Source organism: Rhizobium sp. SYY.PMSO (genome assembly GCF_046840415.1).
Lineage (GTDB): Bacteria > Pseudomonadota > Alphaproteobacteria > Rhizobiales > Rhizobiaceae > Rhizobium.
Genome location: NZ_CP177350.1, coordinates 410,311 through 434,348, shown reverse-complemented (window position 1 = coordinate 434,348; position 24,038 = coordinate 410,311). Strand labels below are relative to the sequence as shown.

The 24,038-nt window shown below is 57.8% G+C and carries 22 protein-coding genes and 2 pseudogenes; 16 read left to right on the top strand and 8 right to left on the bottom strand.

What is annotated here, in order from left to right:
* Positions 1–21: 21 nt before the first annotated feature.
* The 3 genes from ACJJVH_RS20385 to ACJJVH_RS20375 all read right to left on the bottom strand — a co-directional run bounded on the left by ACJJVH_RS20385 (position 22) and on the right by ACJJVH_RS20375 (position 3,574).
* The gene (locus ACJJVH_RS20385; protein ID WP_412065961.1) at positions 22–1,101 is read right to left on the bottom strand and encodes an ABC transporter ATP-binding protein; all 1,080 of its coding nucleotides are present in this window, start codon (positions 1,099–1,101) and stop codon (positions 22–24) included.
* Positions 1,101–2,180, bottom strand: coding sequence for an ABC transporter substrate-binding protein (locus ACJJVH_RS20380; RefSeq protein WP_412065960.1), 1,080 nt, complete (start codon positions 2,178–2,180; stop codon positions 1,101–1,103). The genes ACJJVH_RS20385 and ACJJVH_RS20380 overlap by 1 nt, the downstream gene beginning before the upstream one ends.
* 446 nt (positions 2,181–2,626) lie before the next feature.
* Entirely contained in the window at positions 2,627–3,574 is a 948-nt protein-coding gene (locus ACJJVH_RS20375) for a hypothetical protein (RefSeq protein ID WP_412065959.1), read from the bottom strand.
* A 384-nt stretch (positions 3,575–3,958) separates the two neighbouring features.
* Here ACJJVH_RS20375 and ACJJVH_RS20370 point away from each other — a divergent pair, with 384 nt between their 5' ends.
* The 11 genes from ACJJVH_RS20370 to ACJJVH_RS20320 all read left to right on the top strand — a co-directional run bounded on the left by ACJJVH_RS20370 (position 3,959) and on the right by ACJJVH_RS20320 (position 18,768).
* A complete protein-coding gene (locus ACJJVH_RS20370; protein ID WP_412065958.1) occupies positions 3,959–4,921 on the top strand; it encodes a hypothetical protein in 963 nt (320 codons plus the stop codon).
* 172 nt (positions 4,922–5,093) lie between these two features.
* A complete protein-coding gene (gene hutH, locus ACJJVH_RS20365) occupies positions 5,094–6,623 on the top strand; it encodes a histidine ammonia-lyase (protein WP_412065957.1) in 1,530 nt (509 codons plus the stop codon).
* A gap of 175 nt (positions 6,624–6,798) precedes the next feature.
* The gene (hutC, locus tag ACJJVH_RS20360; RefSeq protein ID WP_412065956.1) at positions 6,799–7,548 is read left to right on the top strand and encodes a histidine utilization repressor; all 750 of its coding nucleotides are present in this window, start codon (positions 6,799–6,801) and stop codon (positions 7,546–7,548) included.
* Positions 7,549–7,810: 262 nt separating this feature from the next.
* Positions 7,811–9,865, top strand: coding sequence for a hydantoinase/oxoprolinase family protein (locus tag ACJJVH_RS20355; RefSeq protein ID WP_412065955.1), 2,055 nt, complete (start codon positions 7,811–7,813; stop codon positions 9,863–9,865).
* A 2-nt stretch (positions 9,866–9,867) separates the two neighbouring features.
* A complete protein-coding gene (locus ACJJVH_RS20350; RefSeq protein ID WP_412065954.1) occupies positions 9,868–11,829 on the top strand; it encodes a hydantoinase B/oxoprolinase family protein in 1,962 nt (653 codons plus the stop codon).
* A 164-nt stretch (positions 11,830–11,993) separates the two neighbouring features.
* Positions 11,994–12,884, top strand: a complete 891-nt coding sequence (locus tag ACJJVH_RS20345) for an ABC transporter substrate-binding protein (protein ID WP_412065953.1) — start codon at positions 11,994–11,996, stop codon at positions 12,882–12,884.
* A gap of 89 nt (positions 12,885–12,973) precedes the next feature.
* Entirely contained in the window at positions 12,974–13,753 is a 780-nt protein-coding gene (locus ACJJVH_RS20340) for an amino acid ABC transporter permease (protein ID WP_412065952.1), read from the top strand.
* An 88-nt stretch (positions 13,754–13,841) separates the two neighbouring features.
* Entirely contained in the window at positions 13,842–14,612 is a 771-nt protein-coding gene (locus ACJJVH_RS20335; RefSeq protein WP_412065951.1) for an amino acid ABC transporter permease, read from the top strand.
* A gap of 1 nt (position 14,613) precedes the next feature.
* Complete coding sequence (locus tag ACJJVH_RS20330; RefSeq protein WP_412065950.1) at positions 14,614–15,399, top strand: amino acid ABC transporter ATP-binding protein; 786 nt, start codon at positions 14,614–14,616, stop codon at positions 15,397–15,399.
* An 87-nt stretch (positions 15,400–15,486) separates the two neighbouring features.
* Positions 15,487–16,824 carry an MmgE/PrpD family protein gene (locus ACJJVH_RS20325; protein WP_412065949.1) on the top strand — a complete coding sequence of 446 codons (1,338 nt, stop codon included), beginning with the start codon at positions 15,487–15,489 and terminating at the stop codon, positions 16,822–16,824.
* Positions 16,825–16,881: 57 nt separating this feature from the next.
* Positions 16,882–18,768 (top strand): LysR family transcriptional regulator, encoded by a 1,887-nt coding sequence (locus ACJJVH_RS20320; protein ID WP_412065948.1) that lies wholly within the window; start codon positions 16,882–16,884, stop codon positions 18,766–18,768.
* A 428-nt stretch (positions 18,769–19,196) separates the two neighbouring features.
* Here ACJJVH_RS20320 and ACJJVH_RS20315 read toward each other — a convergent pair.
* Positions 19,197–19,337 (bottom strand): annotated as a pseudogene (locus ACJJVH_RS20315) (type II toxin-antitoxin system PemK/MazF family toxin); the annotation flags it as partial.
* Complete coding sequence (locus ACJJVH_RS20310; RefSeq protein WP_412066243.1) at positions 19,334–19,480, bottom strand: antitoxin MazE-like protein; 147 nt, start codon at positions 19,478–19,480, stop codon at positions 19,334–19,336. The pseudogene ACJJVH_RS20315 and the gene ACJJVH_RS20310, both read right to left, overlap by 4 nt.
* 5 nt (positions 19,481–19,485) lie before the next feature.
* On the opposite strand from ACJJVH_RS20310, the gene ACJJVH_RS20305 reads away from it, so the two are divergent.
* Positions 19,486–19,974, top strand: a complete 489-nt coding sequence (locus tag ACJJVH_RS20305) for a hypothetical protein (RefSeq protein WP_412066252.1) — start codon at positions 19,486–19,488, stop codon at positions 19,972–19,974.
* Between the two features lie 29 nt (positions 19,975–20,003).
* On the opposite strand, the pseudogene ACJJVH_RS20300 reads toward ACJJVH_RS20305, so the two are convergent.
* Positions 20,004–20,204: pseudogene (locus ACJJVH_RS20300) on the bottom strand (helix-turn-helix transcriptional regulator); the annotation flags it as partial.
* Between the two features lie 250 nt (positions 20,205–20,454).
* Positions 20,455–20,706, bottom strand: coding sequence for a GlsB/YeaQ/YmgE family stress response membrane protein (locus ACJJVH_RS20295; protein ID WP_412065947.1), 252 nt, complete (start codon positions 20,704–20,706; stop codon positions 20,455–20,457).
* 90 nt (positions 20,707–20,796) lie between these two features.
* On the opposite strand from ACJJVH_RS20295, the gene ACJJVH_RS20290 reads away from it, so the two are divergent.
* Both ACJJVH_RS20290 and ACJJVH_RS20285 read left to right on the top strand, forming a co-directional pair.
* Positions 20,797–21,249, top strand: a complete 453-nt coding sequence (locus tag ACJJVH_RS20290) for a YidB family protein (RefSeq protein ID WP_412065946.1) — start codon at positions 20,797–20,799, stop codon at positions 21,247–21,249.
* A gap of 52 nt (positions 21,250–21,301) precedes the next feature.
* Positions 21,302–21,700: a DUF3597 domain-containing protein gene (locus ACJJVH_RS20285; RefSeq protein ID WP_412065945.1), complete on the top strand. Its 399-nt coding sequence runs from the start codon at positions 21,302–21,304 to the stop codon at positions 21,698–21,700.
* A gap of 209 nt (positions 21,701–21,909) precedes the next feature.
* Here the strand turns inward: ACJJVH_RS20285 and ACJJVH_RS20280 are convergent, their stop codons facing one another.
* Positions 21,910–22,227, bottom strand: coding sequence for a hypothetical protein (locus tag ACJJVH_RS20280; protein WP_412065944.1), 318 nt, complete (start codon positions 22,225–22,227; stop codon positions 21,910–21,912).
* A gap of 778 nt (positions 22,228–23,005) precedes the next feature.
* On the opposite strand from ACJJVH_RS20280, the gene ACJJVH_RS20275 reads away from it, so the two are divergent.
* Positions 23,006–23,224 carry a hypothetical protein gene (locus ACJJVH_RS20275; RefSeq protein ID WP_412065943.1) on the top strand — a complete coding sequence of 73 codons (219 nt, stop codon included), beginning with the start codon at positions 23,006–23,008 and terminating at the stop codon, positions 23,222–23,224.
* Positions 23,225–23,457: 233 nt separating this feature from the next.
* A complete protein-coding gene (locus ACJJVH_RS20270; RefSeq protein ID WP_412065942.1) occupies positions 23,458–23,937 on the top strand; it encodes a hypothetical protein in 480 nt (159 codons plus the stop codon).
* The last annotated feature ends 101 nt before the right edge of the window (positions 23,938–24,038 follow it).

Here is a 24,038-nt window from a genome sequence, read left to right as displayed (position 1 = left end):
CGCGCTGCGTCCTCATGCCCCTCACTCCGTTGTGACAACAGCGCTGATGACATCGACGGTTACCTTGTCTCCGGGATTGAAAGTATCTCCACTTGAACGCTCCTGCAGGAAAACAAGTGAGGATGGGTCGTGGTCGAGCTTCAGGCCATAGCGAACGACCGAGCCTTCGTAGATGGTCTCGCTGACTGTCGCCTGGAGCTGATTACCAGCAGCGGTACCGCTGCGATCGATCAGCATCCATTCCGGCCGCACGACCAGCTTGACATTGCTGCCTGTCTCGATCGTTCCGGGCATCGTCGCCGATACCAGAGCACCGTTGGCGAGCTTGATGACGCCCTTGCCGGCAGGCCTGTTTTCAGCAACGGACCCCGGCAGGAAATTGGCGCTTCCGAGGAAGCCTGCCACGAAGCTGTTGGCCGGCCGCTCATAGACGGTGCGGGGATCGGCAATTTGCTGGATCCTTCCGGACTTCATGACGACGACCTGGTCGGACATCGACAGAGCCTCCTCCTGATCGTGGGTCACGAACAGCATGGTCACGCCGAGTGAACGTTGCAGCCCCTTGAGTTCGATCCTGAGTTCCTCGCGCAGCCGCCGGTCGAGGTTCGACAACGGCTCGTCGAGGATGATCACTTCCGGATCAATCGCCAAGGCGCGGGCCATGGCGACACGCTGCTGCTGTCCGCCGGAGAGTTGCCGTGGATAGCGATCATTCAAGCCCGTCAACTGGACCATTTCCAGGGCACGGTCGACGCGGCGGGCGATCTCCTCCCTCGGCAATTTGCGGATCCGCAGACCGAATGCGAGATTTTCGAAGACCGTCATATGCGGCCACAGGGCGTAGTTCTGGAACACCACACCGATGTTGCGCCGGTATGGGGGCAGGGTTGTCACCTCCCTGCCCCGGATCGACACCCGTCCGCTATCGGGAATGATGAACCCTCCGATAACACGCAATGTCGTCGTCTTGCCGCAGCCGCTCGGGCCAAGAACAGTGATGAACTCACCGGTCTTGATCTTGATGGAGACGTCGTCAAGGATGTTGATGTCTCCGTAGCGCTTGCTGCAGTTCAGTAGTTCAATGTCGAAAGTTTCAGCCATCAGCGTTGAATTTCCCGTTCCCAGCGCTGCTGCCACTGGTCGTAGACCGAGACTATGTACTTCCAGTCCGCGCTCTGCAGGCTGTTCACATTCTCCGGAGTGATCATCATTTTCGCCTGCACGTCAGCCGGAAGCCTTGCCCCCTTGTTCGTGGGGAAATAGCCGAGCTTTTGAGCCATGATGACGCCGGCCTCGGGGCTGAGCAGCACATTGGCCAGCTTCTCGGCGAGCTCGGTGTTCGGGCGGCCAGCAACGACGCTGACCGTCGAAGAGAGCGCGAAGAAGCCTTCCTTCGGGATAACGCCCTGGACCTGCACCTTCTCGCTATCGCGTGCCCATGCAATTCGGCCGTCTGTCCACATGCTCATGGAGATCTGGTCATTTCGGTAGAGCTCGAGATGGTTTGCATGGGAGTCGACCCAGACATCGACGTTCTTGGCGATCTTCGCCATTTCGGCGAAGCCGGCGTCCGGGTTCCGCTCACTCCCGCCCGCCTCCTTGGCAAACAGCGTGATCAGGTCGATGTTTTCCGGGCGGAATCCGCGAAGCGCGACGCGGCCCTGATATTCCGGCCTGGCGAGATCATGCCATGATTGCGGCGGTGTTTTCACCTCCGCCGGATTGTAAGCGAGGACGTAGGCACCGAAATTGGCCGCAACGACGGAGTCTGAATAGATGGCTTTCGGGTACAGCAGCTTGAGGTTCGGGACCAAGGCCGGATCGAGCGGGACGAATGCCTTTTCCGCTTCCATCCTCAACGCGAAGACCGGATCGGAAATGATGACATCAATTTCCTTGTTGCGAACGCGCGGGATGTTGTTGGCGCCGGATCCTGCAACGATGGTCACTTTGACATCATTGTCCTTTTCAAAAGACTTGATGCTGTCGGCCATGGCCTCGTCATAGGCACCGCCAAAGCCGCTGAGGATGAGCTCTTTCTGCTCTGCATTCGCGACAGTTCCCCACGCCACCGAAGCGGCGAAAACGAGGCTGGTAAGCATAGTGCGGCGTGCATTCCATTTCATTGCGATGTTCCCTTTTTTGTTGCTTGCTAGTAGATCGCGGCCAGCCGAACCCATTGCGTCAAACGACCACCGTCGACGCCATGAGATTTCGGAAACTAAAATGACGATCGGAGCTTCGCCGCCTTGCAGCTTTCCGCGACCGCCTGCTCTTGAACTCGATCAAGGGCGTCCTTTCCGCAGAAACGCGGAGACGACCTTTGTGGAGTCGAGAATTACGTGCAGCGCGAAGCGGTGAAGGGGCCGCAGCCCTCGGCCACGATCAGCAAGCACATAGAAACATCACACGCTGTTTCCGTCGCCGGGACGCTGTCATGCATCCCTCGCGCTGGCTGCGAAGGATCTTTAGTCGTAGGCAGTTCAAAACAGAAAGCCATGTCGAGTTCCTCTCGGTCCGCCTGTTAATCGGCGGTTTGGTATGTACATAATATCGAAATGGATCAGCCATTCAAGTCGTTCAAAAAGTCAAAAAGAGCGGCCACGAAGAGCCGCTCTCTGGCTGCTCATGCCAGTTCAATGGTAAGCATGATCGGCGTCTTTTCGCCGAAGTTGCTCTCGAGAACGGCACGACCAACCTTGTAGATGTCTTCGGTATATTCCGGCAGGATCTCGCCAAGGACCGGCGTTGCGATGTCCTCCGTGACTTCACCATACTGGATGATGACCTTGTTGCCAGTGCCCTGCGAATAGCGAATGCGGCCGACGGGAGCGTCGCATTGGCGTTCCCTGACATTAACTTTAGAGGTACTCACGACCGGAGCCCAGGCGTACATTGATTCACCGCTGACAACGGCATGGTCCTGTACGACGGTAAAGGGTAGCGCCTGGATGACGTCGTTGCAGAGCTCCGGGTTTTCCTTGGTTGCCAGATGCGCAATGACGCTGATGCCCAGCGGCTCCCAGGTGAGGCGGACCTTCTGGCCGTCGGAGATCTTCACGCGACGGGACAGGTCGGCCAGCGCAGCAATGGACCCCTCCGGTGCCTCATAGGTCAGATGCTTGCCAACGCTCCATGGGAAATAGTGGAACGACCAGGCAGCGAGCCGATTGAGGTAGCCGAGAAACGCCTTGACGGCATCGACTGCCTCTTCACGGCTGGAGGCGGTCGGAAGATATTTGGTGATCGCTTCCGCAAAGGCTCCCATTTCCGGAAGGCCGCTGTAGCGGAGATAGTTGCTGTAGGCATAGTCGAAACGCTGCACGAGCGCACAGCACTGCTCAACGCTGAAACGCTGGTCCTGGAATGTCAGCAGCAGCGGATACCAGGTGTACATCGACTGGTCCCGCAGCATGCCGTTCACGAAATCGAGGTTGGTGAAGTACTGGTTGTTGGTGCCGACCGCAAACGTTCCGGTGCGGATATCCCGAAGCTCCTTCGGCTCGTTGCTTTCATACGCAGCCGTCTTCTCCCGCACCGCCCTAACGACTTCACCCAAGCTCTTAAACGACATTTCTCAGATTCCCTTTGCTTGATTTTGTGTGGCACCTGAACCCCACTGCCCGATTAGCATATCCATAATGGCAGTTTTGTATAGACCATTAAAATATTTTGGTAGAAAATTCGCTGACCAGCGCCGTCCATATGAACGAAAATGCGGCCATTCCGGATGATGGGCTTCGTATGCGCGCCGTTTCTGATAGAAAATTATTCCACATATTGTGGATCATGACCGAAAATTAGACAAATATGCCATTTTGTCTGGTTGTTTTCTTCCAAATGCAGCAATTTCGGGCCGAATTTCCGGTTGCAGCGATCCAGACTTCAATTATGGTATATACTTATTCGAGATCTGGAATCGTCCGGCTCGAATTTTTCTCCAAAAGGACAACAATCGATGGGAAGATTGATCGATATCGCATGGCCGGAGCTCGACATTTCGGTCGTGGCGGAATTGGCCGACGAAGATAATCCGGAGCTTTGCGAGGAGTTTTGGCAGGATCTGCCGTTCAAGGTGATGCAGGCGCATCCGGTTGTTTCCGGCGAGTCCCTTTATGCCTGGACGCCGACAATCAGCACCGCGCCGGTGCGTCTTCGCCGCCGAATCGTCGATTGCGCCGTCGGCGACCTGAGATATTCCCAGGCGACCGGCAACAAGTTCTCGATACAGTATGGCAAGGGACTGGAACCTCTCGCCCAGCCGGTGCTCGGCAAGGTCCTGCCCGAATATCATCGTCTCCTGCCGATCGTCGGCAAGGCGATCTGGAACAACCTGTTCTTCGCCAAGGAAAAGATCTTTGTCGAAGTGAAACCGCACAATCCGGAAGAGGCATTCAAGGGCGAAGGACGTTTTGCCAAACTCACCGGCGTCGCGGCGGAATTCCACAACGAGGCCAAGCGGATCCAGACTGTGGAGCCGGAGGATCTGCGCCGGATTCGGACCGGCGAGATCGGCGATACCGGCACCTATGGCCAGTACTTCACGGCCTGGGACTTCGCAAACGGCATGCTGCGTGACTACATCATGTACACGGCCTATCCTCTCCTCAAGTTGATCGACACGCTCTCCCACGATGACTTCGTGGCCTCGGTCGAGGCCTTCGACCCAGCCTATTCCGAATATCTCGGCTATTCCGGCCTCAACACGCTGCTGGATTTCTCGAACAAGCTTCGGGCGGCCATCAAGGAGACCGAAGATCGGGAAGAACTCAAGACCCTGCTGCGTACATTCATTATGTATGGCAACCGCCTGTGCGCCTGGTCATACCATTACTTCCCGTGGTACCTCGGGATGTTCTACGGACGCGCGGTGAACGGACAGGAGTTCCCCGGCCGGTTCAATCCGGTCAAATCAGCATAATCAATTGCTTGCTTCCCACTCAAGATATGAGGGCGGCTCCTCGCGGTGCCGCCCTTGACGTTTTTGCGGAGCCCGGCTTTACATTTAAGCTATTTTCATATTGGTATATACAAATTGGAGGCCATATCGCAATTATGTATGCCTCTTGCTCTCTCCCCAGAAGGTTTGCGACATGGTCATTACGCTTAGTCCCGGAAAAGTCTCACTTGAAACACTTGCCGACGTCTACCAGGGCACACTCGTACCCGCTGTAGATGCCGAGGCGCTGAATCGGGTCCAGGCTTCCGCCGATAAGGTTGCCGAGATCGCGGGCGGGGATAAGGCCCATTACGGCATCAATACCGGCTTCGGGAAACTGGCAAGCGTGCGAATTCCCGCGGATGATGTTGAAACCCTTCAGCGAAACCTGATTCTTTCGCATTGCTGCGGCGTAGGCGCGCCGCTGGCGGATGGGATTGTTCGCCTGATCATGACGCTCAAGCTTATTTCGCTCGGACGAGGCGCCTCCGGCGTCCGTGCACAGGTCATCCATGTTCTATCCGCGATGCTGGAGAAGGATGTTCTCCCGATCGTTCCGGAAAAGGGGTCCGTGGGAGCATCCGGAGACCTCGCGCCGCTCGCCCACATGACCGCGGCGATGATCGGCGAAGGAGAAGCGAAATTCGATGGCGAGGTGATGCCGGCCAAGGAGGCCCTCGCAAAGGCTGGACTGACCCCGATCGTTCTGAAGGCAAAGGAGGGGCTCGCCATGATCAATGGCACCCAGACCTCCACGGCTCTTGCACTTGTCGGCCTTTTCCGCGCGCATCGTGCGCTTGTCTCGTCCCTGATTTCCGGCGCCCTTTCGACCGACGCGGCCATGGGCTCGACCGCCCCGTTCCATCCGGAAATTCATGTTCTGCGCGGCCATCAGGGCCAGATCGATGCAGCACGCGCTTTGAGCGCACTCATGGCCGGATCGGCAATCCGCGCGAGCCATGAGGAAGGCGACGAGCGCGTGCAGGACCCCTATTGCCTGCGTTGCCAGCCACAGGTCGTCGGCGCATGCCTGGATCTTCTTCGCCAGGCCGCGAAGACCCTGATGATCGAGGCAAACGCTGCAACGGACAATCCTCTCGTCCTCTCCGACGGCACGATCGTTTCCGGCGGCAATTTCCATGCCGAACCGGTCGCCTTTGCCGCGGACCAGATCGCCATTGCTATTTGCGAAATCGGCGCCATCGCGCAGCGGCGCATCGCTCTGCTTGTCGATCCCGTGCTGAGCTATGGCCTGCCTGCGTTTCTCACGCCCAAGCCGGGTCTGAATTCCGGCTTCATGATCGCGGAAGTGACTTCGGCGGCCCTGATGTCGGAGAACAAGCAGATGTCTCATCCGGCCTCGGTCGACTCCACGCCGACTTCGGCAAATCAGGAAGACCACGTTTCCATGGCCTGCCACGGCGCGCGCCGCCTGCTGCAGATGACGGACAACCTCTTCTCGATCATCGGGATCGAGGCGCTGAGCGCCGCGCAGGGCATCGAACTCAGGGCTCCGCTCGTCTCCAGCGCGGAACTCGATGCGGTTCTCACGGTCATCCGCGCGTCCGTACCCAAGCTCGAGGACGACCGTTACATGGCGGACGATCTCAAGCGCGCGACCGAACTGGTCGCCACCGGCCGGCTTGCATCGCCGGTCTCGAAGCACTTATTGCCTGCTCTCTGAGATTTACCGGATATGGAGAAGGCATAGGTTTCGGGCCTGACTGGAGCGACCAGGAGCCCGTTGGTATACGGCCAAAACACCATATGTTATAGACCAATGAAAGGTCCGCAACGTATCGTGAAAGAGGTATGACTGGTGAACAACGCTCGCTCTCTTAAGGCTGCTACGACTAGCAATGGATGATTTCGCAACAGATAAGCAGGCATCGTCGCGCTATTTGGAAATCCAACGCGACATCGAAAATAAAATAACCACGGGGGAGTGGGGCCCCGGAACGCGAATTCCGCCCGAGCGCGAACTCGTCGAAATATACAATTGTTCACGAATGACGGTGAACAAGGCTCTGTCGAGCCTTGCCGCATCAGGCATGATTTCCCGAAAGCGGCGATCCGGATCCTTTGTTGCGCCGCCGCGTATCGAAGAGCCGCTGATGCACATTCAGGATATCCGCGCGGAAGTCCTGGCCATCGACAGAACCTACTCGTTCGAGATCACGGACCGGAGCATCCGCAAGGCCACGGACGCTCTCGATGCGCGTCATGTCGGCGTTCCCGTCGGAACGCGGCTCCTCACACTCGAGGTGATGCACTATGCCGACAATCTTCCCTTCACGATGGAGACGAGGCAGATAAACCTCGACGCCGTCCCACAGGTCGAGCGGATTCAGTTCAAGGAGGAACCGCCCGGAAGCTGGCTGCTGCACAACGTTCCCTTCACCGAAGGCGAACATTCGATCCGGGCGGTTTCAGCGGATGCGATCCTGGCCCGGCGGCTGCAGGTCGTCGAGCGTACCGCCTGCATATCGATCGCCCGCCGCACATGGCTGGACGGCAATTTGATCACCTTCGTGCGACTGATCTACCCGGGGGATCGCCATCGCTTCGTCGTGCGTTTCAAACCCAACACGCTTCCGGTTGGCCCATAAGGACAAACCTGATGAGTGTGATAAAGCGCCCAGCGGGGCGCTTTTTTAGCCACGAGGCCCATATGCCGTGAAAACGCTCACATCGGCCGAATGTTCAAAAAAACTTATCAGCCAGTTCATTAAAAATGCACTACGAACATTCGGCGTTTTGTCCCTAAGATACGTCATCAAAAGCTGAATGCAGAACGACTTTCCACATGGCTTCAACTGCCGTGCCGGCTCCGCTTTGCCTTCAGGCAAGTCAGTAAATGGGAAATATTTGATGGCATTGGTTCGAATAGGCGTGGATATCGGTGGCACCTTCACCGACTTCGTGGGATGGCGCTCCGACTCCAGCGCCGGGATAAAGCGCTTGAAGGTGCCTTCAACGCCCCCGAACTTTGCCCAGGGTTTCCAGGATGGATTCGAGCGGCTTCTTGCGGCGCTAGGCGTTCAGGACGATGATGAAGTCGTTGTCATGCATGGAACGACGGTCAGCACGAACACGGTCATCGAACGCTCCGCAGATCCTGTGGCGCTGTTCGTCACCGAAGGCTTTCGCGACATTCTTGAGCTGCAGCGCCTGCGCCTGAAAAACCCGATCGACCTCTTTTCCTCCCGCGCATTGCCCCTGGTTCCGAGAAATCTGGTGTTCGAAATTCCCGAGCGCCTGGGTGCGGACACCGAAGTGCTTATGGCCGTGGACGAACAGGCCGTGCGCGATGCCGTGGCTGCCGTACAGGCACAGAAGATTGCCTCGATCGCAGTCGTCCTGCTCCACAGCTTCCGTGAGCCGGCCCACGAGCGAAAAGTCCGCGACATCATCGCCGTGACGGCGCCCGATATCGATGTCTGCATCTCTTCTGATATCTGGCCGCGCATGGGCGAATACGAGCGCGCCGTGAACGCGACCCTGAACGTCTACGTCAAACCACGCGTCAAATCCTATCTCCAGGAAATCGAACGATATCTGAATGAACGGCTGTCTTCGGCACGCCTTTATGTGACTCGTTCCAACGGTGGCGCCCTGGGCCTCGCCGACGCGATGAACTTTCCGGTTCATACGCTTCTGTCCGGTCCCGCTTCGGGCGTGACGGCCACGCAGACGATCGCCGGCTCCAGCAGGCACGAATATATGCTGACGTTCGACATGGGCGGCACCAGCACGGATGTCTCGCTGGTTCGCCAGGGTCAGCCGACTGTCACCGCGCAGGGCGCGGTCGGCGATTTTCCGATCACGCTTCCGGTCACCGAGATCGAGGCGATCGGCGCCGGCGGCGGTTCATTGGTGCGCCTGAACGGTCCCGCCATGCGGGTCGGCCCGGAAAGCGCCGGCGCCTTTCCCGGGCCTGCAGCCTTCGGCCGCGGCGGCGACAAGCCGACCGTCACGGATGCCTATCTCCTGTGCGGCTACCTTAATCCTGAAAATTTCCTCGGTGGCGCAATGCAGCTCGATATCGATCGAGCCGCATCCGCCTATTTGCCGGTAGCCCAACAGCTTGGCGTATCGACGACCGAGGCGGCGGATGCCTGCCTTTCCGTGACGACCTCCAACATGGTCAGCCGGATCCTCCCGTATCTCGCGGCGCATGGCCTCGATCCGCAGAATGTCACGCTCGTCCTGTTTGGCGGGAATGGCGCGCTGCACGGTCCGTTGCTTGCCGACGAAATCGGCATCAACTCCATTGTCGTCCCCCCTGCCCCTTCGGTCTTCTGCGCGCGCGGCGGCGTGGTCACCTCCCTCACCCACGACGTCATTGCGGTTGTCCAGGGTTCGACGATTACCGACGAACTGATCTCGAATGAATTCGAGACGCTGAAGGCAGAAACTCTCGTCTGGCTATCCCATCAGATCGATATCTCTCGGCTGATTTCGGTCGAGCACGAGTTCTGGGCGGAGCTGCGATACAAAGGGCAATCGTTCCAGGTTGCCGTCGCTGTTCCTGTTGGCGCCAACGGCAAATTCCCCGATCTGACGGCGATCGCTGGCACCTTCCACGACGAACATAACAGGCTCTATAGTCATTGTGACAGGGCTGCGCCGGTCGAATTCGTTGAGCTGCGCGTACGTGTTTGCGGTAGCCTTCCGATGCCTCAGGATGAACAGGCCCCTGTTGAACCGGTTACGGAAATCGTGGCGGCCGGCCATCGCGATATCCGCATCGCGGGCAAGCTTCATTCTTCGGCCCTCACCTATCGGCGCAAGGATCTGAACGTCGGCAGCTCGGTCCCGGGGCCATGCATCATCGAAGAAGGCGACTCGACCGTCCTCGTCCCAGCATCATTCCATGCAAGCACTCTCCCAACCGGTGCACTTGCACTTACGCGGAGGCCGTAACGATGGATCCCGTACAAACCGCCATCATGGCAAACCGGTTCAACGCAATCGTCGAGGAAGCATCCTCGACCCTGCAGCGCACCGCCCACACCACATTCGTCAAACTCGTTCAGGACTTTCAGTGCGCCCTTGCAAATGCCGAGGGTGAGGCCTTCGCCTACCCGGTCAACACCGGCGTCAGCGCGTTTATCGGCCTTTCGGTCAAGGGTGGCCTGGGGGACATTCCCCTGTCGTCCCTCAAGCCGGGCGATTGCATCATCACCAACGACCCGTACTCAAGCGACGGCATGGTGACCCATATGATGGATGTATCCCTGGTGCGTCCGATCTTCCGCGATGGCCAGCTCATCGCGCTGGCGTGGGCCTTTGTCCACGCCTCCGACATCGGCGGTGCGGTACCCGGCAGCATCGCGCCGACGCTCACGGAGACCTTCCAGGAGGGCCTCAGGCTCCGCCCGGTCCTGCTTTATCGGGAAGGCGTCCTCAACGAGGCCGTCAGGAACATCCTGCTCGACAACAGCCGCATTTCGTCCGAGTTATGGGGCGATATCCAGGCAATGTTGTCCGCCTTGAAGAGCATGGACGTCCGGCTCGGCCAGCTCTGCGATCGTTATTCCACCCAGGAAGTCATTGACGGCATGGGTGCGACGCTTGCCCTGTCCGAAGCTCGCGCCCGGGAGGTGATCGCCGAAATCCCCGACGGGACTTACGAATTCGCCGACTATATCGAGGGCATGAAAGCCGGCGAGTTCATCAACATCTACGCCCGGATGACCGTCTGCGGCAGCGACTTGCTGTTCGATTTCACCGGAACGGATCCCCAGGTTCTTGCCGCCTTCAACTACGTCACCGGCTCAACGACCCATCCCTATACCCTGCAGTCGCTGATCTACTACATCCTGACGAAGGCTCCGGACGCTCCCCGTAACCGAGGCCTGCTGCGGCCCGTCAAGATCATCGCTCCGCGCGGAACCATCATCAATGCGAACTTCCCTGCCGCCGGCGGGTCGCGGGTGACGGCATCCACGCGTGTCTATGACGTGGTGCTCGGCTGCCTGAACGCCGCCATCCCGGAAGGCTTGGCAGCCGCCGGCCCCGGCATGTCCGGGATCATCGTCGTCACCGGTCGCGACCGGCTTCATGGCGGCAAGCGGGTGAGCGTAATCAATCCGATTTGCGGCGGGGGCGGCGGAAAGATCGGTCATGACGGTATCGATGGCGTCGACAATCGCTCGGGCTCCTTGCTGACCGTCCCGGCCGAGACGATTGAAGTCGAAACCGTGATGCGCGTGCGGCGCTACGGGCTGGTCGCGGACAGCCAGGCGCCGGGCCGCTGGCGCAGCGGCGCCTCCGTCGTGCTCGACCTGGAAAACACCGACGTCGAAGCGGTGATGACGGTGCGTGGAATGGATCGTCTGAAGTTTACCCCCTGGGGCATCATGGGCGGCGCGCCGGGTTCACTTGCCCGGGTCATCGTAAATCCGGGAACGAAGGACGAGCGCGACAACGGAAAGATCGATGTTCTTCACTTCAAACGCGGCGACATTGTCCGTCTGATCACGCCGGCCGGCGGCGGCTTCGGATCGCCCTCTGAACGCGATGCCGAGCTGGTGCTGTCGGATGTCAAGCGCGGTCTGGTCTCGATTGAAAAGGCCCGCACGGCCTATGGCGTCGTGATCAGGGAAGATTTGTCGCTCAATCATAGCGAGACCGAAAAAACCCGCTCCGCCATGAAGACGCGGGAAGGACGTTTCTCTCACTGCGAAACACGCGAGACCCTCGATGCGATCTGGCCCACCGAAGTTCGAGCGGCATTGGCCGTAGGCGCTTTCGAATATGACGGATCCCTCAGGGCAGCGCTCGTCCGAAACACGGTCTCTCGCTTCGTCGAAGACCGCAAGGTCGCGACAATCGACGCAATTCCGGCGGCATTGGCGGAAGAGGATCGGCGCCTGCAGCAATAAAAGACTGGTGAAATGTAATTCACCATAACACGCGTCGCCAGGAATGGAGGCTACGCACCACCCCAAGGAAAACGACAGCATGAAACCGTTCGCAAGCTCAAGACAGATCACTCGAAAAATCGAGATCGCCTTGAGTTTACACTATCAAAATAAAGGGGAATACCATGAAACATCGTTTTTATGCTCTGGCAATGAGCGCTTTACTACTTGCGGGCGCGACATCGGTCCGCGCCGGTGACACCCCCGAAGGCAAGAGCTTTGAAGTCAAGGCTCCGAGCGAGCTTTCGAAAACAGTCGAGCCACCGGAGAAGCTGGCGAAAGCCGGAAAAATCGTGCTCTGCACGGAATTGGGTAACCCGCCCGGCGGGTTTTTGGCCGAGGACGGCGCGACGCCGAAAGGCTTCAATATCGACATCATGTCCGAGATCGGTCCGGTCATGGGGATCAAAAGTCAAATCGTGAACCTGCCGTTCGCAAGCATCTTCGCGGCTCTTGATACGGGCAAATGCGATGCCGTGATGTCTAACAGCGCCAAGACGCCCGCTCGCGTCGCTAAATATAACTTCGTTCCCTACATGACGATGAATCTAGGCCTGATGGTGCCGAAGGGAAATCCCCTTGGCCTGAAGACCTATGAGGACCTTTCCGGCTATCGGGCGGCCGTTCTGGTCTCCAGTACAACGGAGCGCCTCGTGAAGGAAGCCAGCGATAAGGCTGTCGCCGCCGGCGGAAAACCCATCGAGATTCAGTCATATCCGCAATATACGACGGGTGTGCGTCAGCTGGAGCTCAATCGCGTCGACGCCTTCGTCGGCGACACGATGTCGATCGGCTATTTCGTCAATCTCACAAAGAACAAGTTCGAGGTCGGCGGCACGCCAGGCGCTCCCCTCACCATCGGGATCGTGGTGCGAAAGGATGACTCGGAGATGCAGGACGCGATCCAGAAGGCCTATGTTGCCCTCTATAAGAGCGGGCTTGTTCAGAAGTCCGCCGAGACATGGGGGATGGCAGGATCGGTCAGCTTCTGCGGCGCGGATTCGGTTTGCCCTTGAGCCGGAGCCTGAGGATGTCCGGCCTTTCGGCCTGATCAGTCAGAGGTCTGCGCGCCGAGGTTTGGCGAGCAGACCTTGCGAGCGAACGCATGATGAAAAAGCTCGGCTTCGAACGATCCGCCGAACTGAACAGGAACGCTATCGAAATGCAGTTCGATGTGCCATTTTTCCTAAACTTCGTGTTCCATCCGAGACCAGCTCTGCTGTTCGGTTTGGCGACCGCCTTGGCGACGACCATCATATCAATGGCGCTCGGCATCTTGCTCGGATTGCTTTTGTGTCTTTGTGGTCGGTCGAAATTCTGGTTGCTTCGCAACTTCAATAGCGCATACGTTTTTGCCTTTCGGGGGACGCCCCTGCTGGTGCAGGTCATCCTGATTTACTTCGGCGTCCCGTATCTGACCGGCGTGGATCTTTTTCCCGAGACTGTAGATCTGCTTGGACTGGTCTCGCTGCAAGGCGCGATCGTCGCAGGCATCGTCGCCTTCGCCCTGAATGAGGCAGCCTATATCAGCGAGATTGCCCGCGCCTCCATCGGTTCGATCGATCAGGGCCAGTGGGACGCAGGCAAAGCGCTCGGGATGAGACCAGCTCTGCTTATGAAGCTCGTCATTCTGCCCCAGGCCGTTCGCGTCATGCTGCCGCCGCTCGGCAACCAGGTAAACGGAATGTTCAAGGCGACTTCACTTCTTTACCTCATTGCGGTGCCGGAGATGATGTTCATCGCTGATGCAGTCAACTCGGTAACGTTCAAGACGTTTGAAGTATATCTCGGAGTGTCGGTCTATTATCTGGTGATAACGACGGCATGGAGCTTTGTTCAAAAGGCCCTGGAGCGGCGGTATTCGAAAGGCGTCGCGACCCTATGAAACAGCCCGATCCATCATTCGCACGGCCCATTGCCACCATTTCACCTCAGCTCGGAAATGGCGACGCGCCCTGTCGGGGAGGCAAGTGATGATTTTCGACGTAAGGTATTTTCTCGAGCTCGTGTTCGAGCCGTCGACAGCGATGCTCTATGCCGTTTGGATCACCGTTTCCGTCACGATCTCCTCGATGATTGTCGGGATTGGGGTAGGTCTCCTGTTGGCCCTGCTTGGCATCAGCCGATACGGCGCCTTGCGGGGCTTCAACTGGCTGTATGTATGGTTCTTCCGCGGGACGCCGATCCTCGTTCAGCTGTTCCTCATATATTATGGCCTGCCGGCGCTGGCGGGTGTCGATCTCTTTCCTTCAACGCTGAATGTCCTCTCCCTTTCAATCAGCGGCAGCATCCTCGCGGGGATCATCGCATTTAGCCTTCACGAGGCAGCCTTCATGAGCGAGATCACCAGGGCAGGAATAAGCTCGGTAGATCGAGGGCAACACGAAGCCGCGCAGGCGCTTGGAATGTCTCCGGCGCTGGCGATGCGGAGAATCATTCTCCCGCAGGCACTGCGGATCATCGTTCCGCCGTTGGGCAACCAGTGCAACATGATGTTCAAGACCACGGCGTTCCTGAGCCTAATTGCCGTACCCGAACTGGTGCATGTTGCCGACAGCTTGCGCGCAATCAACTTCAAGACCTTCGAGGCCTATGCTGCGATATCGGTCTACTATCTGGCTCTCACAGGCATCTGGACCCTGCTGCAGCAAACGATCGAACGTCGCCTCTCCTGGAGCCCGCGCAGCACGGCTAAGCCGCTCAAGGCAAAGGCCGCAACAACTTTTCTACAGATGGACAACTGATATGGCCGAACAAAACAATGGTGACGGCGTCGCTGCCGTCGAACTCAGGAGTGTGAGCAAGTCATTCGGTCCGGTCAGCGTCTTCGAGAATGTATCGCTTGTTGTAAAACCCAAAGAGACCGTCGTCATCATCGGTCCCTCCGGATCCGGAAAGACAACGCTTATCCGCTGCATCAACCATCTGGAGAAAATCCAGAGCGGCGAGATCTTCATCAATGGATCCTTGGTCAGCAACAAGATCGTCGGTGGTAAAATCGTCGGCCTGACTGAAAAGGAAAAGGCGGCCATCAGGCGAAACGTGGCGATGGTGTTCCAGAGATTTAATCTCTTCCCCCATCTGACGGTGCTGCAAAACATCATTGAAGCGCCTGTGCATGTGCTTAGGCAGCCCAAACAGGAAGCCGCAGCGCGCGCGATGGCGCTTCTGCAGCGTGTTGGTCTCGTCGACAAGAAAGACCGGTATCCAGCCCAGTTGTCCGGCGGACAGCAACAGCGAGTGGCGATCGCCCGTGTCCTGGCGATGAACCCGGAAATTGTCCTCTTCGACGAGCCGACGAGCGCGCTTGACCCCGAGATGGTCGGTGAGGTCCTGGCTGTCATGAAGGAACTGGCCGGCAAGGGAATGACGATGATCGTCGTCACCCACGAGATGGGTTTCGCGCGTGAAGTGGCCGATCGTGTCGTCGTTATGGACAAGGGTTCAATCATAGAGCAAGGGCCGCCGGAGCAGATCTTTGGCCGCCCGCAGAATGCCCGGACCGCTGAATTCCTGGAGCGGATCTCCTGATTTCTGGACCGGCTTGCTCAAGCTATGGATAGCCCTGAGACATTGCCGGCCATCGCTTTTCAACTGTTATGCAAGGTAGTCTGCGGCATGGTCATCTCGGCAACAATCGCACTGTCTGATTTTATCGCGAATACCCGGGAATTGCCCTCCGCGGTCATCGAACGGGCAAAGATTCACATTGGGGATACGCTTGCCTGCATCTACGCAGGAACAGTCTCCAGGCCGGTGGAGGTGCTCATTGCCGCGTCCGCTCCTGCAGGCGATGGAGATGGTGTCCTCATCCCGGGCCTCGGCCGCTGGACCGATCCGTCGCTGGCCGCACTCCTGACGGGCACCTGCGCCCATGCAGACGATTTTGACGACACGAGCGAGTTCTCGATGAACGGCCACCCTAGCGCGCCGATCGTCAGCGCGCTGTTGCCAACCGCCTTCCTGCTGCGATCAAGTGGCCAGGCATTCCTGCTCGCCTACGCGATCGGCGTCGAGATTGCCTGCAAGCTCGGCGTCGCGGTGGGCACTGCACATACGCACCGGGGCTGGCATACGATGTCCACGCTCGGCGCGCTAGCCGCCGCCGGGGCGGTTGCCAATCTCCGAGGCCTCACCGCCGCCCAGACGGAACGGGCGCTTGCCATCACCTGCTCGTTCGCGGGCGGCATTTTGGGCAATACCGGCACGATGACGAAGAGCCTGCATTGCGGCCGGGCCGCCAACGCCGGCTTCCTTGCGGCAATCCTGGCGGAAAAGGGCCTCACTGCCGGTTCCAATATTCTCGAAGCGCCTGCGGGTTTCCTGGAGGCGTTCGCCAGCCGGCCGGCGGGAACACTTGCTCTGCCTCCGCTTGGAGAGCCCTGGGAGCTAGTTACGACCGGCTTGGCGGTGAAGCTTTATCCGTGCTGCAGCTGCACGCATCTGGCGATTGATGGCGCCCTTGAGCTCCGACGCACGCCGGGGTTCAACATCCGCGCGATCGAGCGCATCGACTGTTTTGCGCGTGAGGAGTGCATCCATTATCTGCGATTTGAAAAACCAAGGACGGCGATCGAAGCCAAGTTCAGCATGAACTACACGGTGGCCGCGGCACTGCTTCAGGGAGAACTGACGCTGGACGATTTCGAGTCGGCCGCCATCGAACGCGGCGACATTGCAGCCTTGTCGGACAAGGTCGAGATGCATGTCCGCGAGGAAGGTTCCGCCCAACCGGATATCGCGGTGAGCTTCTCGGATGGAACGCGGCTTGGTCAGCGGCGCGATGCTCCGCGCGGAGCACCTCAAGACCCGCCGGGATGGGACGATATCGCCAAAAAGCTGTCAGGAGGTTTCGCCCGCGCGAAAGACCGGTTCCTTCCGGCAGACTTCGAAAGACATGTTGCGGCCCTGCAGCAGTTGGAAGATGTGCCGAGGTTGTCAGATATTTTCGCCTGAGGTAACCTGGTTTTTCAGTTCCGGAACCTTTGATCCGCCGTCTCAGCCGAGGTGAGCATGCCGAAGATTGACTATCCGCATCTGGCAGCTTTCGTTGTCAGCTGCGACAGTCCTTCGATGGCGTATGCTGCCGACAAGCTCGGCCTCCTCCCCTCCACCCTGAGCACCAGATTAAGCACCCTCGAAGCCCAAATCGGCGTTACGCTCTTCGGACGCAAGGATCGTAGCTCCTATCCGCTACGGTCGGCCGCGTGGCTTTATAATCGCAGTGTCCGCCTTCTGTTGGCGGAGGAATATCTCCGCCTCGCCAGCCAAAACAACGGCTCGGCGCCGCCGAAATGCATCATTCTTCATATCGACGTAGACTACATCTGGACAGCCATTTCATACGCGATAATCGCTGCAATACGCAGCTTCCATTCAAAGCCTGGCCGACCATATGTCGACCTGATTTTCACCGGCGCCAGAGCTTTTGGGGCGCAGAAAGCCCCCGTCCCGCTCTTGTCCGACACCTCGACGGTCGGGAAGCTTGAAATCCATCATTCTGCCGGAGAGCCAGCGTCGGCTTCCGCAACCATCATTGTGTCGGACCATTGGGTCAGGCTTATCCACGCTGGCGGCGCTTTTTCTCGGCAGGACGAGATGGCGTTGGAGATCGCCATACCCGATCTTCCCGGGACGCTGCAAAGCGATACCAAGTTCAGCGCTTCAAATCGCATGGCGACCTCGCGTATCTCGGCAACCGACCGGAGTTTGCAGGACCTGGCCGGCCTTCTGGACGACCTCCAGAAGGCCGATTTACTTTTGCCGCGACTGATCGTACCTCCCCGGTTAAGCGGCCAAGGAACCAACATGGTTCCCGTGGCCCAAGGGCCAGCATGCAACGTCATCGCCGACATCTCCGGCGAACATGAATTCTTGGCTAATCTGCTCGACGAAATTCGAAACCGGGGTGACGGCGCGCTGCCATTTGCCGGAGCCACGGATTTTAGGCCTGAGATCGGCCTGAAACAGATCGCAACCGTCAACCGGGTGATGCAAACAGGCAGCATGGCCAGTGCCGCCCGCGTCACCGGGCGGACGGCGGCAATCATCCCGGCCCAGCTTGAACAGATCGAAAGGGTGCTGGGATCGAAGCTTATAGAAAGGCGGAAAAGCGGTTCCGAACCAACGGACTGTGCGAGACAACTGCATCCGCTCTTCTTGGGTATCGAGCGCTCGTTCAAGGATGCGTTTGGCGAGCGAAGCCATATCGCCGCCGTGTTCGAGCAATCAATAAGGGTTGCGCTTCCGGTGAGCTGGAGCGCCGATTCATTGACTTCGGAGTGCATGGCCGCCGCGCTGAGTGCTTTTCATGCCGAATATCCAAACTGCCGGATCGAGGTTGTCGAGGGACCTCGACATGTCCTGCATCGCGGTGTTCAGACTGGCCAGTTCAACATTGCGATCGTCGGCAGAATCGATCCGCAAGTCGGCTCATTGCCGATTGGCCGAAGCGAGGATGTGGTCCTCATCGTCAACAAGAAAGCGCATTTCAGGCCGAAGACTGATAGAGTGACGGCTGATGAGTTGCGAAACGTTCCACTCATTCTGGCGCCTACACAGCTGACGATGCACCAAACGCTTCTGACCGCCCTTGCGAAGTCGACAGTCCAATTAGAACCAGTGATGCGACTTGGATCGGTTCCGTTAATCGTGTCGGTCCTGCGCCGTTCGCCGCTCGGAACGATCCTTCCCGCGTCGGTGATGATAAAGGAGATTCAGGCGGGCATCGTGGAAGTCTTTCCTCTCGACCATCTCGTTCCACCGCGTCGACTATGGGCAATATTTTCCACTTCAGACACACTTAACGATACGGAGCGCGCCTTGATCGGCCATATCAAGGAAGCGTTCCAGCGAGCGCTCGGCTCGATTGCTTTTCCGAGAAACTTTGAACTTCAGTAGGCAAGAGAACATTCCACGCTTTGAACGCGTGCGTTTAATGATACTCGCCAAAGCGGGCTCAGAGCCCGAAACACTCTACGGCGCGTCATCTCGCTCAGTGCCCTTCGCCGACAATCCGCCGATGTGACAGCCGCGACATCGGTTATCCAGAGGAAGCGTTTTCAGCGGCAGACGTTATTTCACGCTCTGGTATGCTATTGATGTCTAAGGGAGCCGATTTTTCGCATCGCAATTGGTTGCGAGCGTCAGCTAACCCGATTTGCACCCGTGGAATTAAGTCTTTGATTTCATTGGATAATGGATAGCGACGCCGATTTTGGCGTGAGATAAAGAACCCGGTAACCTATTGCGCTACCAAGCTTTTTTCGTCTTATCTTGGTTGCGGGGGCTGGCTTCGACCGCTGGCATAAAACCGGTTGGCGTTTGGGTTCCGTATCATCCGATGTGAAGGCGCAGACGGTAATCGAATCCGTCCCGTCGAAACTGTCGTCCTGTACGATCACGACCGGGCGCGGTTTCCCCGCATAATCCTTGCCGCCCGCAACCGTCCAGATATCGCCTCGCCTCATTCATCGCCGCCATTGTCGAAATAAAGGGCGGAGACGGCATCGAGGAACGCCTGATCGTCCGCTGCATGCGCGCTTGCTGCGACCGCAAGGGACTGACGATGGGCCTCTGCCTTGAATGAGGACGCACGCACATCCGGCACCAGCCCTCATGGCGCTCTGGCGCAAATGGCAGGAAGTCCATCAGCGGCGATACGAGCTATGCGTCCTCCAGCAAACCCGCGAAGCCCGGATTCTGCAAACCGTCGGCAGGTTCCCCATCGTGAAATTGCAGGTTCCCGGTGAAGAAAAGCCCGTCGTCGCATACACCGATCAGGAGATCGAGTGCGCGCTACCCGGACCGGAGATGGCGGAGGCTCGGCAATGCGCCAAGGACAAGCTGCGATCCTTGAGAAAGATGTGGAACGCGGAAGATGAGCGGATTGGCTACAGCCGCGCCTACGAAGCGGAGCGGGAAGTGATGGACGCGGAATTGAAGCTGGCGAACGCCTTATGGAAGAGGCCGGCACATTCCATTGAAGGCGTGACCGCCAAGCTGCATCCGCTGGTCGAGATCGAAGACCCGAACGCTCGAATGGAAGATAGCCCATGGCCCATGCTACGCTCTCTTCTCGCCGACATGATCGGAATGCGCGCATAGACGAACCGCGTTCGGCGGTTGTTGTCATTATCCGCCTTGTCCCCCGGTCGCCAACGGACAGGATCGGCAATCCAGCGATTGATTTCCGATTCATGCCACCCTGCCCCATTGACGCTGATCCTGATCTGGGCCGGGAACGTGCCGTCCGCGATCTTGCGATAGATCATGGACCGGGACAGCCCGGTGCGATCAAGCACGGTATTCAGGCGAACGATACGGTCTATGGGCATGGGGGTTGCCTCCTTCTAGTTGCTCGTGACGGTCGCTGACACAGTGAGAACGGATATCGACCGGCGCACAAGCATTTTTTTGCCGCATCGTACTGCGGCGTGCAAAAGGGATGGTTTCAAATTCCGATCTCCGACCCCTCCCAAGATGAGGGAAACCCGTGGGCCGCTCGACCTTGGCCCTCACATTGACAGGCCATCGAAAGCCAACTGGCGCCTTATGCTAACTGCGCTTCTTATTCCTTCTGATCTATCAGCGCCGGCCCTGGAGAGCATGGTAAAGCCAAAGGACAACGACAGAGCCGATGACTGCGACGATGAGGCTATAGATATTAAATCCGGTCACTCCGGACGCCCCGACAACGCTGAACACCAGACCACCCACGATCGCCCCGACAATGCCAAGCACGACATCCATGATAACGCCCTGACCCGACTTGTTGACGATCTTGCTGCCGATGAAGCCGGCCACAAGTCCAAGGATAATCCATCCGATAACTGACATGCTGTCCTCTCCTGTCGACGTGATACTCTTGCCATCTCATGAGCGTAGATTAGATTTGCAAAGGTGTTTTAGTCTACAAGGAATTGATCCATGGGTATTTTTGACGATGCCGTTCCGGGTGGAAATATCTCGAAGCCGCTGATGATCGCGCTCGGCGCGTTGCTGGTCGGCAAGATGTTTGCCGGGAATTCTTCTGCAGCAGAGAACAAGCCTGAAGTTTCCGAGCAGCCACACCAGGATGGCGGCCTTCTTGGCGGGCTGGGCGGCTTGCTTGAGAAGCTCACAAACGCGGGTCATTCCGAGACGGTCGATTCCTGGTTGAAGCCCGGCGAAAACAAATCGATCGATCCGGGTCATCTTGAGAGTGCGGTAGGTAGCAAAACCATCAGCGATCTCGCACGTCAGGCGGGCGTACCGGAACAGGAGTTGCTGGAGCAATTGTCGAAAGCCCTTCCCGGCCTGATCGACAAACTGACACCCGACGGGCAAGTTCCGACACAGCAGCAGATCGCCAGCCTGTTGGGACCGTCAACCCCGGCTTGAACTGTTCGCGCGGAAGCGGCGTCCACCATTCGATATGAAAAAGAGAGTGACGATGGGAATTTTTTCTTCGATCAAGACCGCGATATTTGGGGAGGCCAAGGCTCAAACCGTCCAGGCGGCGCCCGATGCGGCAGTACCCACCGCGTTTGACCCTGCGAACGATACCGCTGCAGCTTCTGCGTCCGTTCCGTCCACGGTCGATGTAGAATCAATCCTCGACAATGCCGTCAGGACAAGCGGACAAAAGCTCGACTGGAAGCATTCGATCGTCGATCTTCTCAAGGCTCTCAATATCGACAGCAGCCTTGCCGCTAGAAAAGAACTCGCCTCCGAGCTTGGCTATGGTGGCGACACCAGCGATTCCGCGGCCATGAATGTCTGGCTACACAAGGCTGTCATCAAAAAGCTTTCGGAGAATGGCGGAAAAGTCCCTGCCGATCTTCTTGATTGAACGCGTGCCGGCCAACCCCGCGAGGAAGTGGGCTGGCCGCTACAGCCTACGTTTCAAGCGGTTGCTTTCGTCTCGGCCTCTGTCGTAGCTTCTGGAACATTTTTCCTGATCAATTGGATGGCTGCAGCCGATGCTTTGGCCTTATAACCTTGCGAGCCGAGCGTAAGCTCGCATTGGGGTCCCGAAACCGGAACCCGCCTGCCTTGTCCTTATAAATTTCGAATATGTACATCATGCTCCCTTTCCCGGGATTGCCTTGAATAGCATTCATCGCCGGTCGAGTGGTTGCGCCCCTCAAAGCTGACAGGCTCTAAAGCAAGAAAGAGACTGGTTGTCAGCGGCGGCCTGTCTACAGGCTTGCCGTATTCCAGTTTCTGCCAATAGCCGGCGGGCGGACGAGGAATATCGTAGGCATCGCAGGTCTTCCCCAGTTGCACTGGCCTCACCCCAAACTTGCCAGCGAGCGACTTCAGAGGATGAGACCAGACGAGGTTATACAGTTCAAGACGGGTGAGACTCTTCGACATGATGGACTTCTTATTGCTTACCGACATCGTGTCATCCGATCGGTTCCCAGCTCATAACTTCGTGACCACGACACCTGCGGCAACGCCGAGCGAAGGTACATCCGCGGTCGCGTTGGAGACAAAATCTGGAGACGTCCCTCATCCTTCAATCCAGTCCGATCATGGCGGCGTTGGATATGAGCCAAAGAAAATGGGGCCTTCGCCATGAACGCATGATGAACAACCGCCGATCTATTGCTTTTGTGTTGCGGTTCGAGCATAAACTAAGCGAAGCAGGGCTGCTTTTGGCTCTACAACCCGATACCCCTGCCTCTTCGAAGGCCATGGCTGAGGGTGAGTTGCTGACAGATCCCCATCCCTGCGTCGAATTCCATCTGGATGCCGCGTTGCCTCTTGCATGTCCAGCACTAATTCCAGTTGCGGATCGCGGTCAAGGCTTTTCGCCATGTCCCCATCGTTGACCGTGTAGCCCGACATGCTACCTTCGGCGTGCTGACATTGGCTGCGCTGGTCGAGTTTTTGCCAGCGGTGCACGAACCGGTCGGCGAGGCGTTCAGGATCGTGCGGATTTCCGTGTCGAGCTGAAGGGTGCGATTTGCCCGGTTGACCTTGCCATCGCGGTTTCCGCATCCGGCCAACCGTCAGGCGCAGCTCTCGAATGCCCTTCGGGTCTCTGCTACCGGCTGGCGTGAGGCCGGCCACAGTCCTATTGTGCGGCGCAATATGATGACGTAACTATGTCACGCACCGGAGAGCTTAGTCAGTGAAGGAAACGCACATGAACCTTGCAGAGTCCGTCACATTCGCCGTCGTGAACGGTGAAAACATCATCGCCGCAATTTGCACCGCATCCCGGTACAGTCTTGAACAATTGAGCGTCGTATCGGGGCTTACAACTTCTGAGATACTGGCGTTGCAGGACGGTGTCGCTGATCCCGAGAAACTGCAGCGGCTGTTAACGTCTCTGTCGCTCCCTTCGGACATTGCGAAGGCTTGATCATATCGCGAATTGGTGCCGTGTCCGGACCGCATGGTGGGCATGCTTTCCGATGCGACGATACCGCCTACATCAACGCGCATGGCAGCGGGCAATCCCATACGCGTGAAGGCACGCCGGCAGTGTTAACGTGCGTCATTGACCTTGGAGAGGCGGAGTGGTCGATCGTTCCACGGCCTTTTTAGACAAGAACACCGTGACTTCTGCCCACCCTTTGGGGTACAGCGTTGGGAATGAAATTCACATCGGCGATGGTCCTTGCAGCAATCCTGCTCTTACCTGCTATAGCGAACGCGCGCGATTTCGCTCCCATCTTGTATCAAAAAGGTAATTGGCGGGTCATAAGAGGAGATAACGGTCCTTTCGAGGTCTGCCTTGCCCAGTACGTGCTGGAGGGCAAAGTTTCCTTGATGTTCTCGAAATTCAGGGGAATTGAGGAAGTCTATTTCGGTGCGCCGAAGGCAGTCAAGGACGATACGGTCACCATTCAATTCGAAGGGCTCTTGGTCGGCCAGGACGCCATATCGCTGGATGTCCGAAGCCGTTCGAGCACAACCGTTCTGGCAACGACGGATTCAATCCCCATGCTGGAGATGGCAATGACAGCATCGGCAATGACCGTCAGCTTTGGGACCTATTCGATCAAAGTACCCTTGAACGGTGGATCAAAGATCTTCACGACGCTCGATACCTGTTTAACTGACCCCGACTAGCGAATATTGAAGGATGATCCAGGGGAGGTCGGGCATCCGCCTTGCAGAAAAAATCGCTCCATCATGACGATGGATGGAGCATGTTTGAAATTGCGGGCGAA

Excerpts from the sequence above, each read along its gene's own strand:
- ACJJVH_RS20385 (WP_412065961.1), bottom strand. The coding sequence starts at position 1,101 with ATGGCTGAAACTTTCGACATTGAACTACTGAACTGCAGCAAGCGCTAC.
- ACJJVH_RS20380 (WP_412065960.1), bottom strand. The coding sequence starts at position 2,180 with ATGGGTTCGGCTGGCCGCGATCTACTAGCAAGCAACAAAAAAGGGAAC.
- ACJJVH_RS20375 (WP_412065959.1), bottom strand. The coding sequence starts at position 3,574 with ATGTCGTTTAAGAGCTTGGGTGAAGTCGTTAGGGCGGTGCGGGAGAAG.
- ACJJVH_RS20370 (WP_412065958.1), top strand. The coding sequence starts at position 3,959 with ATGGGAAGATTGATCGATATCGCATGGCCGGAGCTCGACATTTCGGTC.
- hutH (WP_412065957.1), top strand. The coding sequence starts at position 5,094 with ATGGTCATTACGCTTAGTCCCGGAAAAGTCTCACTTGAAACACTTGCC.
- hutC (WP_412065956.1), top strand. The coding sequence starts at position 6,799 with ATGGATGATTTCGCAACAGATAAGCAGGCATCGTCGCGCTATTTGGAA.
- ACJJVH_RS20355 (WP_412065955.1), top strand. The coding sequence starts at position 7,811 with ATGGCATTGGTTCGAATAGGCGTGGATATCGGTGGCACCTTCACCGAC.
- ACJJVH_RS20350 (WP_412065954.1), top strand. The coding sequence starts at position 9,868 with ATGGATCCCGTACAAACCGCCATCATGGCAAACCGGTTCAACGCAATC.
- ACJJVH_RS20345 (WP_412065953.1), top strand. The coding sequence starts at position 11,994 with ATGAAACATCGTTTTTATGCTCTGGCAATGAGCGCTTTACTACTTGCG.
- ACJJVH_RS20340 (WP_412065952.1), top strand. The coding sequence starts at position 12,974 with ATGATGAAAAAGCTCGGCTTCGAACGATCCGCCGAACTGAACAGGAAC.
- ACJJVH_RS20335 (WP_412065951.1), top strand. The coding sequence starts at position 13,842 with ATGATTTTCGACGTAAGGTATTTTCTCGAGCTCGTGTTCGAGCCGTCG.
- ACJJVH_RS20330 (WP_412065950.1), top strand. The coding sequence starts at position 14,614 with ATGGCCGAACAAAACAATGGTGACGGCGTCGCTGCCGTCGAACTCAGG.
- ACJJVH_RS20325 (WP_412065949.1), top strand. The coding sequence starts at position 15,487 with ATGGTCATCTCGGCAACAATCGCACTGTCTGATTTTATCGCGAATACC.
- ACJJVH_RS20320 (WP_412065948.1), top strand. The coding sequence starts at position 16,882 with ATGCCGAAGATTGACTATCCGCATCTGGCAGCTTTCGTTGTCAGCTGC.
- ACJJVH_RS20305 (WP_412066252.1), top strand. The coding sequence starts at position 19,486 with ATGGCGCTCTGGCGCAAATGGCAGGAAGTCCATCAGCGGCGATACGAG.
- ACJJVH_RS20295 (WP_412065947.1), bottom strand. The coding sequence starts at position 20,706 with ATGTCAGTTATCGGATGGATTATCCTTGGACTTGTGGCCGGCTTCATC.
- ACJJVH_RS20290 (WP_412065946.1), top strand. The coding sequence starts at position 20,797 with ATGGGTATTTTTGACGATGCCGTTCCGGGTGGAAATATCTCGAAGCCG.
- ACJJVH_RS20285 (WP_412065945.1), top strand. The coding sequence starts at position 21,302 with ATGGGAATTTTTTCTTCGATCAAGACCGCGATATTTGGGGAGGCCAAG.
- ACJJVH_RS20280 (WP_412065944.1), bottom strand. The coding sequence starts at position 22,227 with ATGTCGAAGAGTCTCACCCGTCTTGAACTGTATAACCTCGTCTGGTCT.
- ACJJVH_RS20275 (WP_412065943.1), top strand. The coding sequence starts at position 23,006 with ATGAACCTTGCAGAGTCCGTCACATTCGCCGTCGTGAACGGTGAAAAC.
- ACJJVH_RS20270 (WP_412065942.1), top strand. The coding sequence starts at position 23,458 with ATGAAATTCACATCGGCGATGGTCCTTGCAGCAATCCTGCTCTTACCT.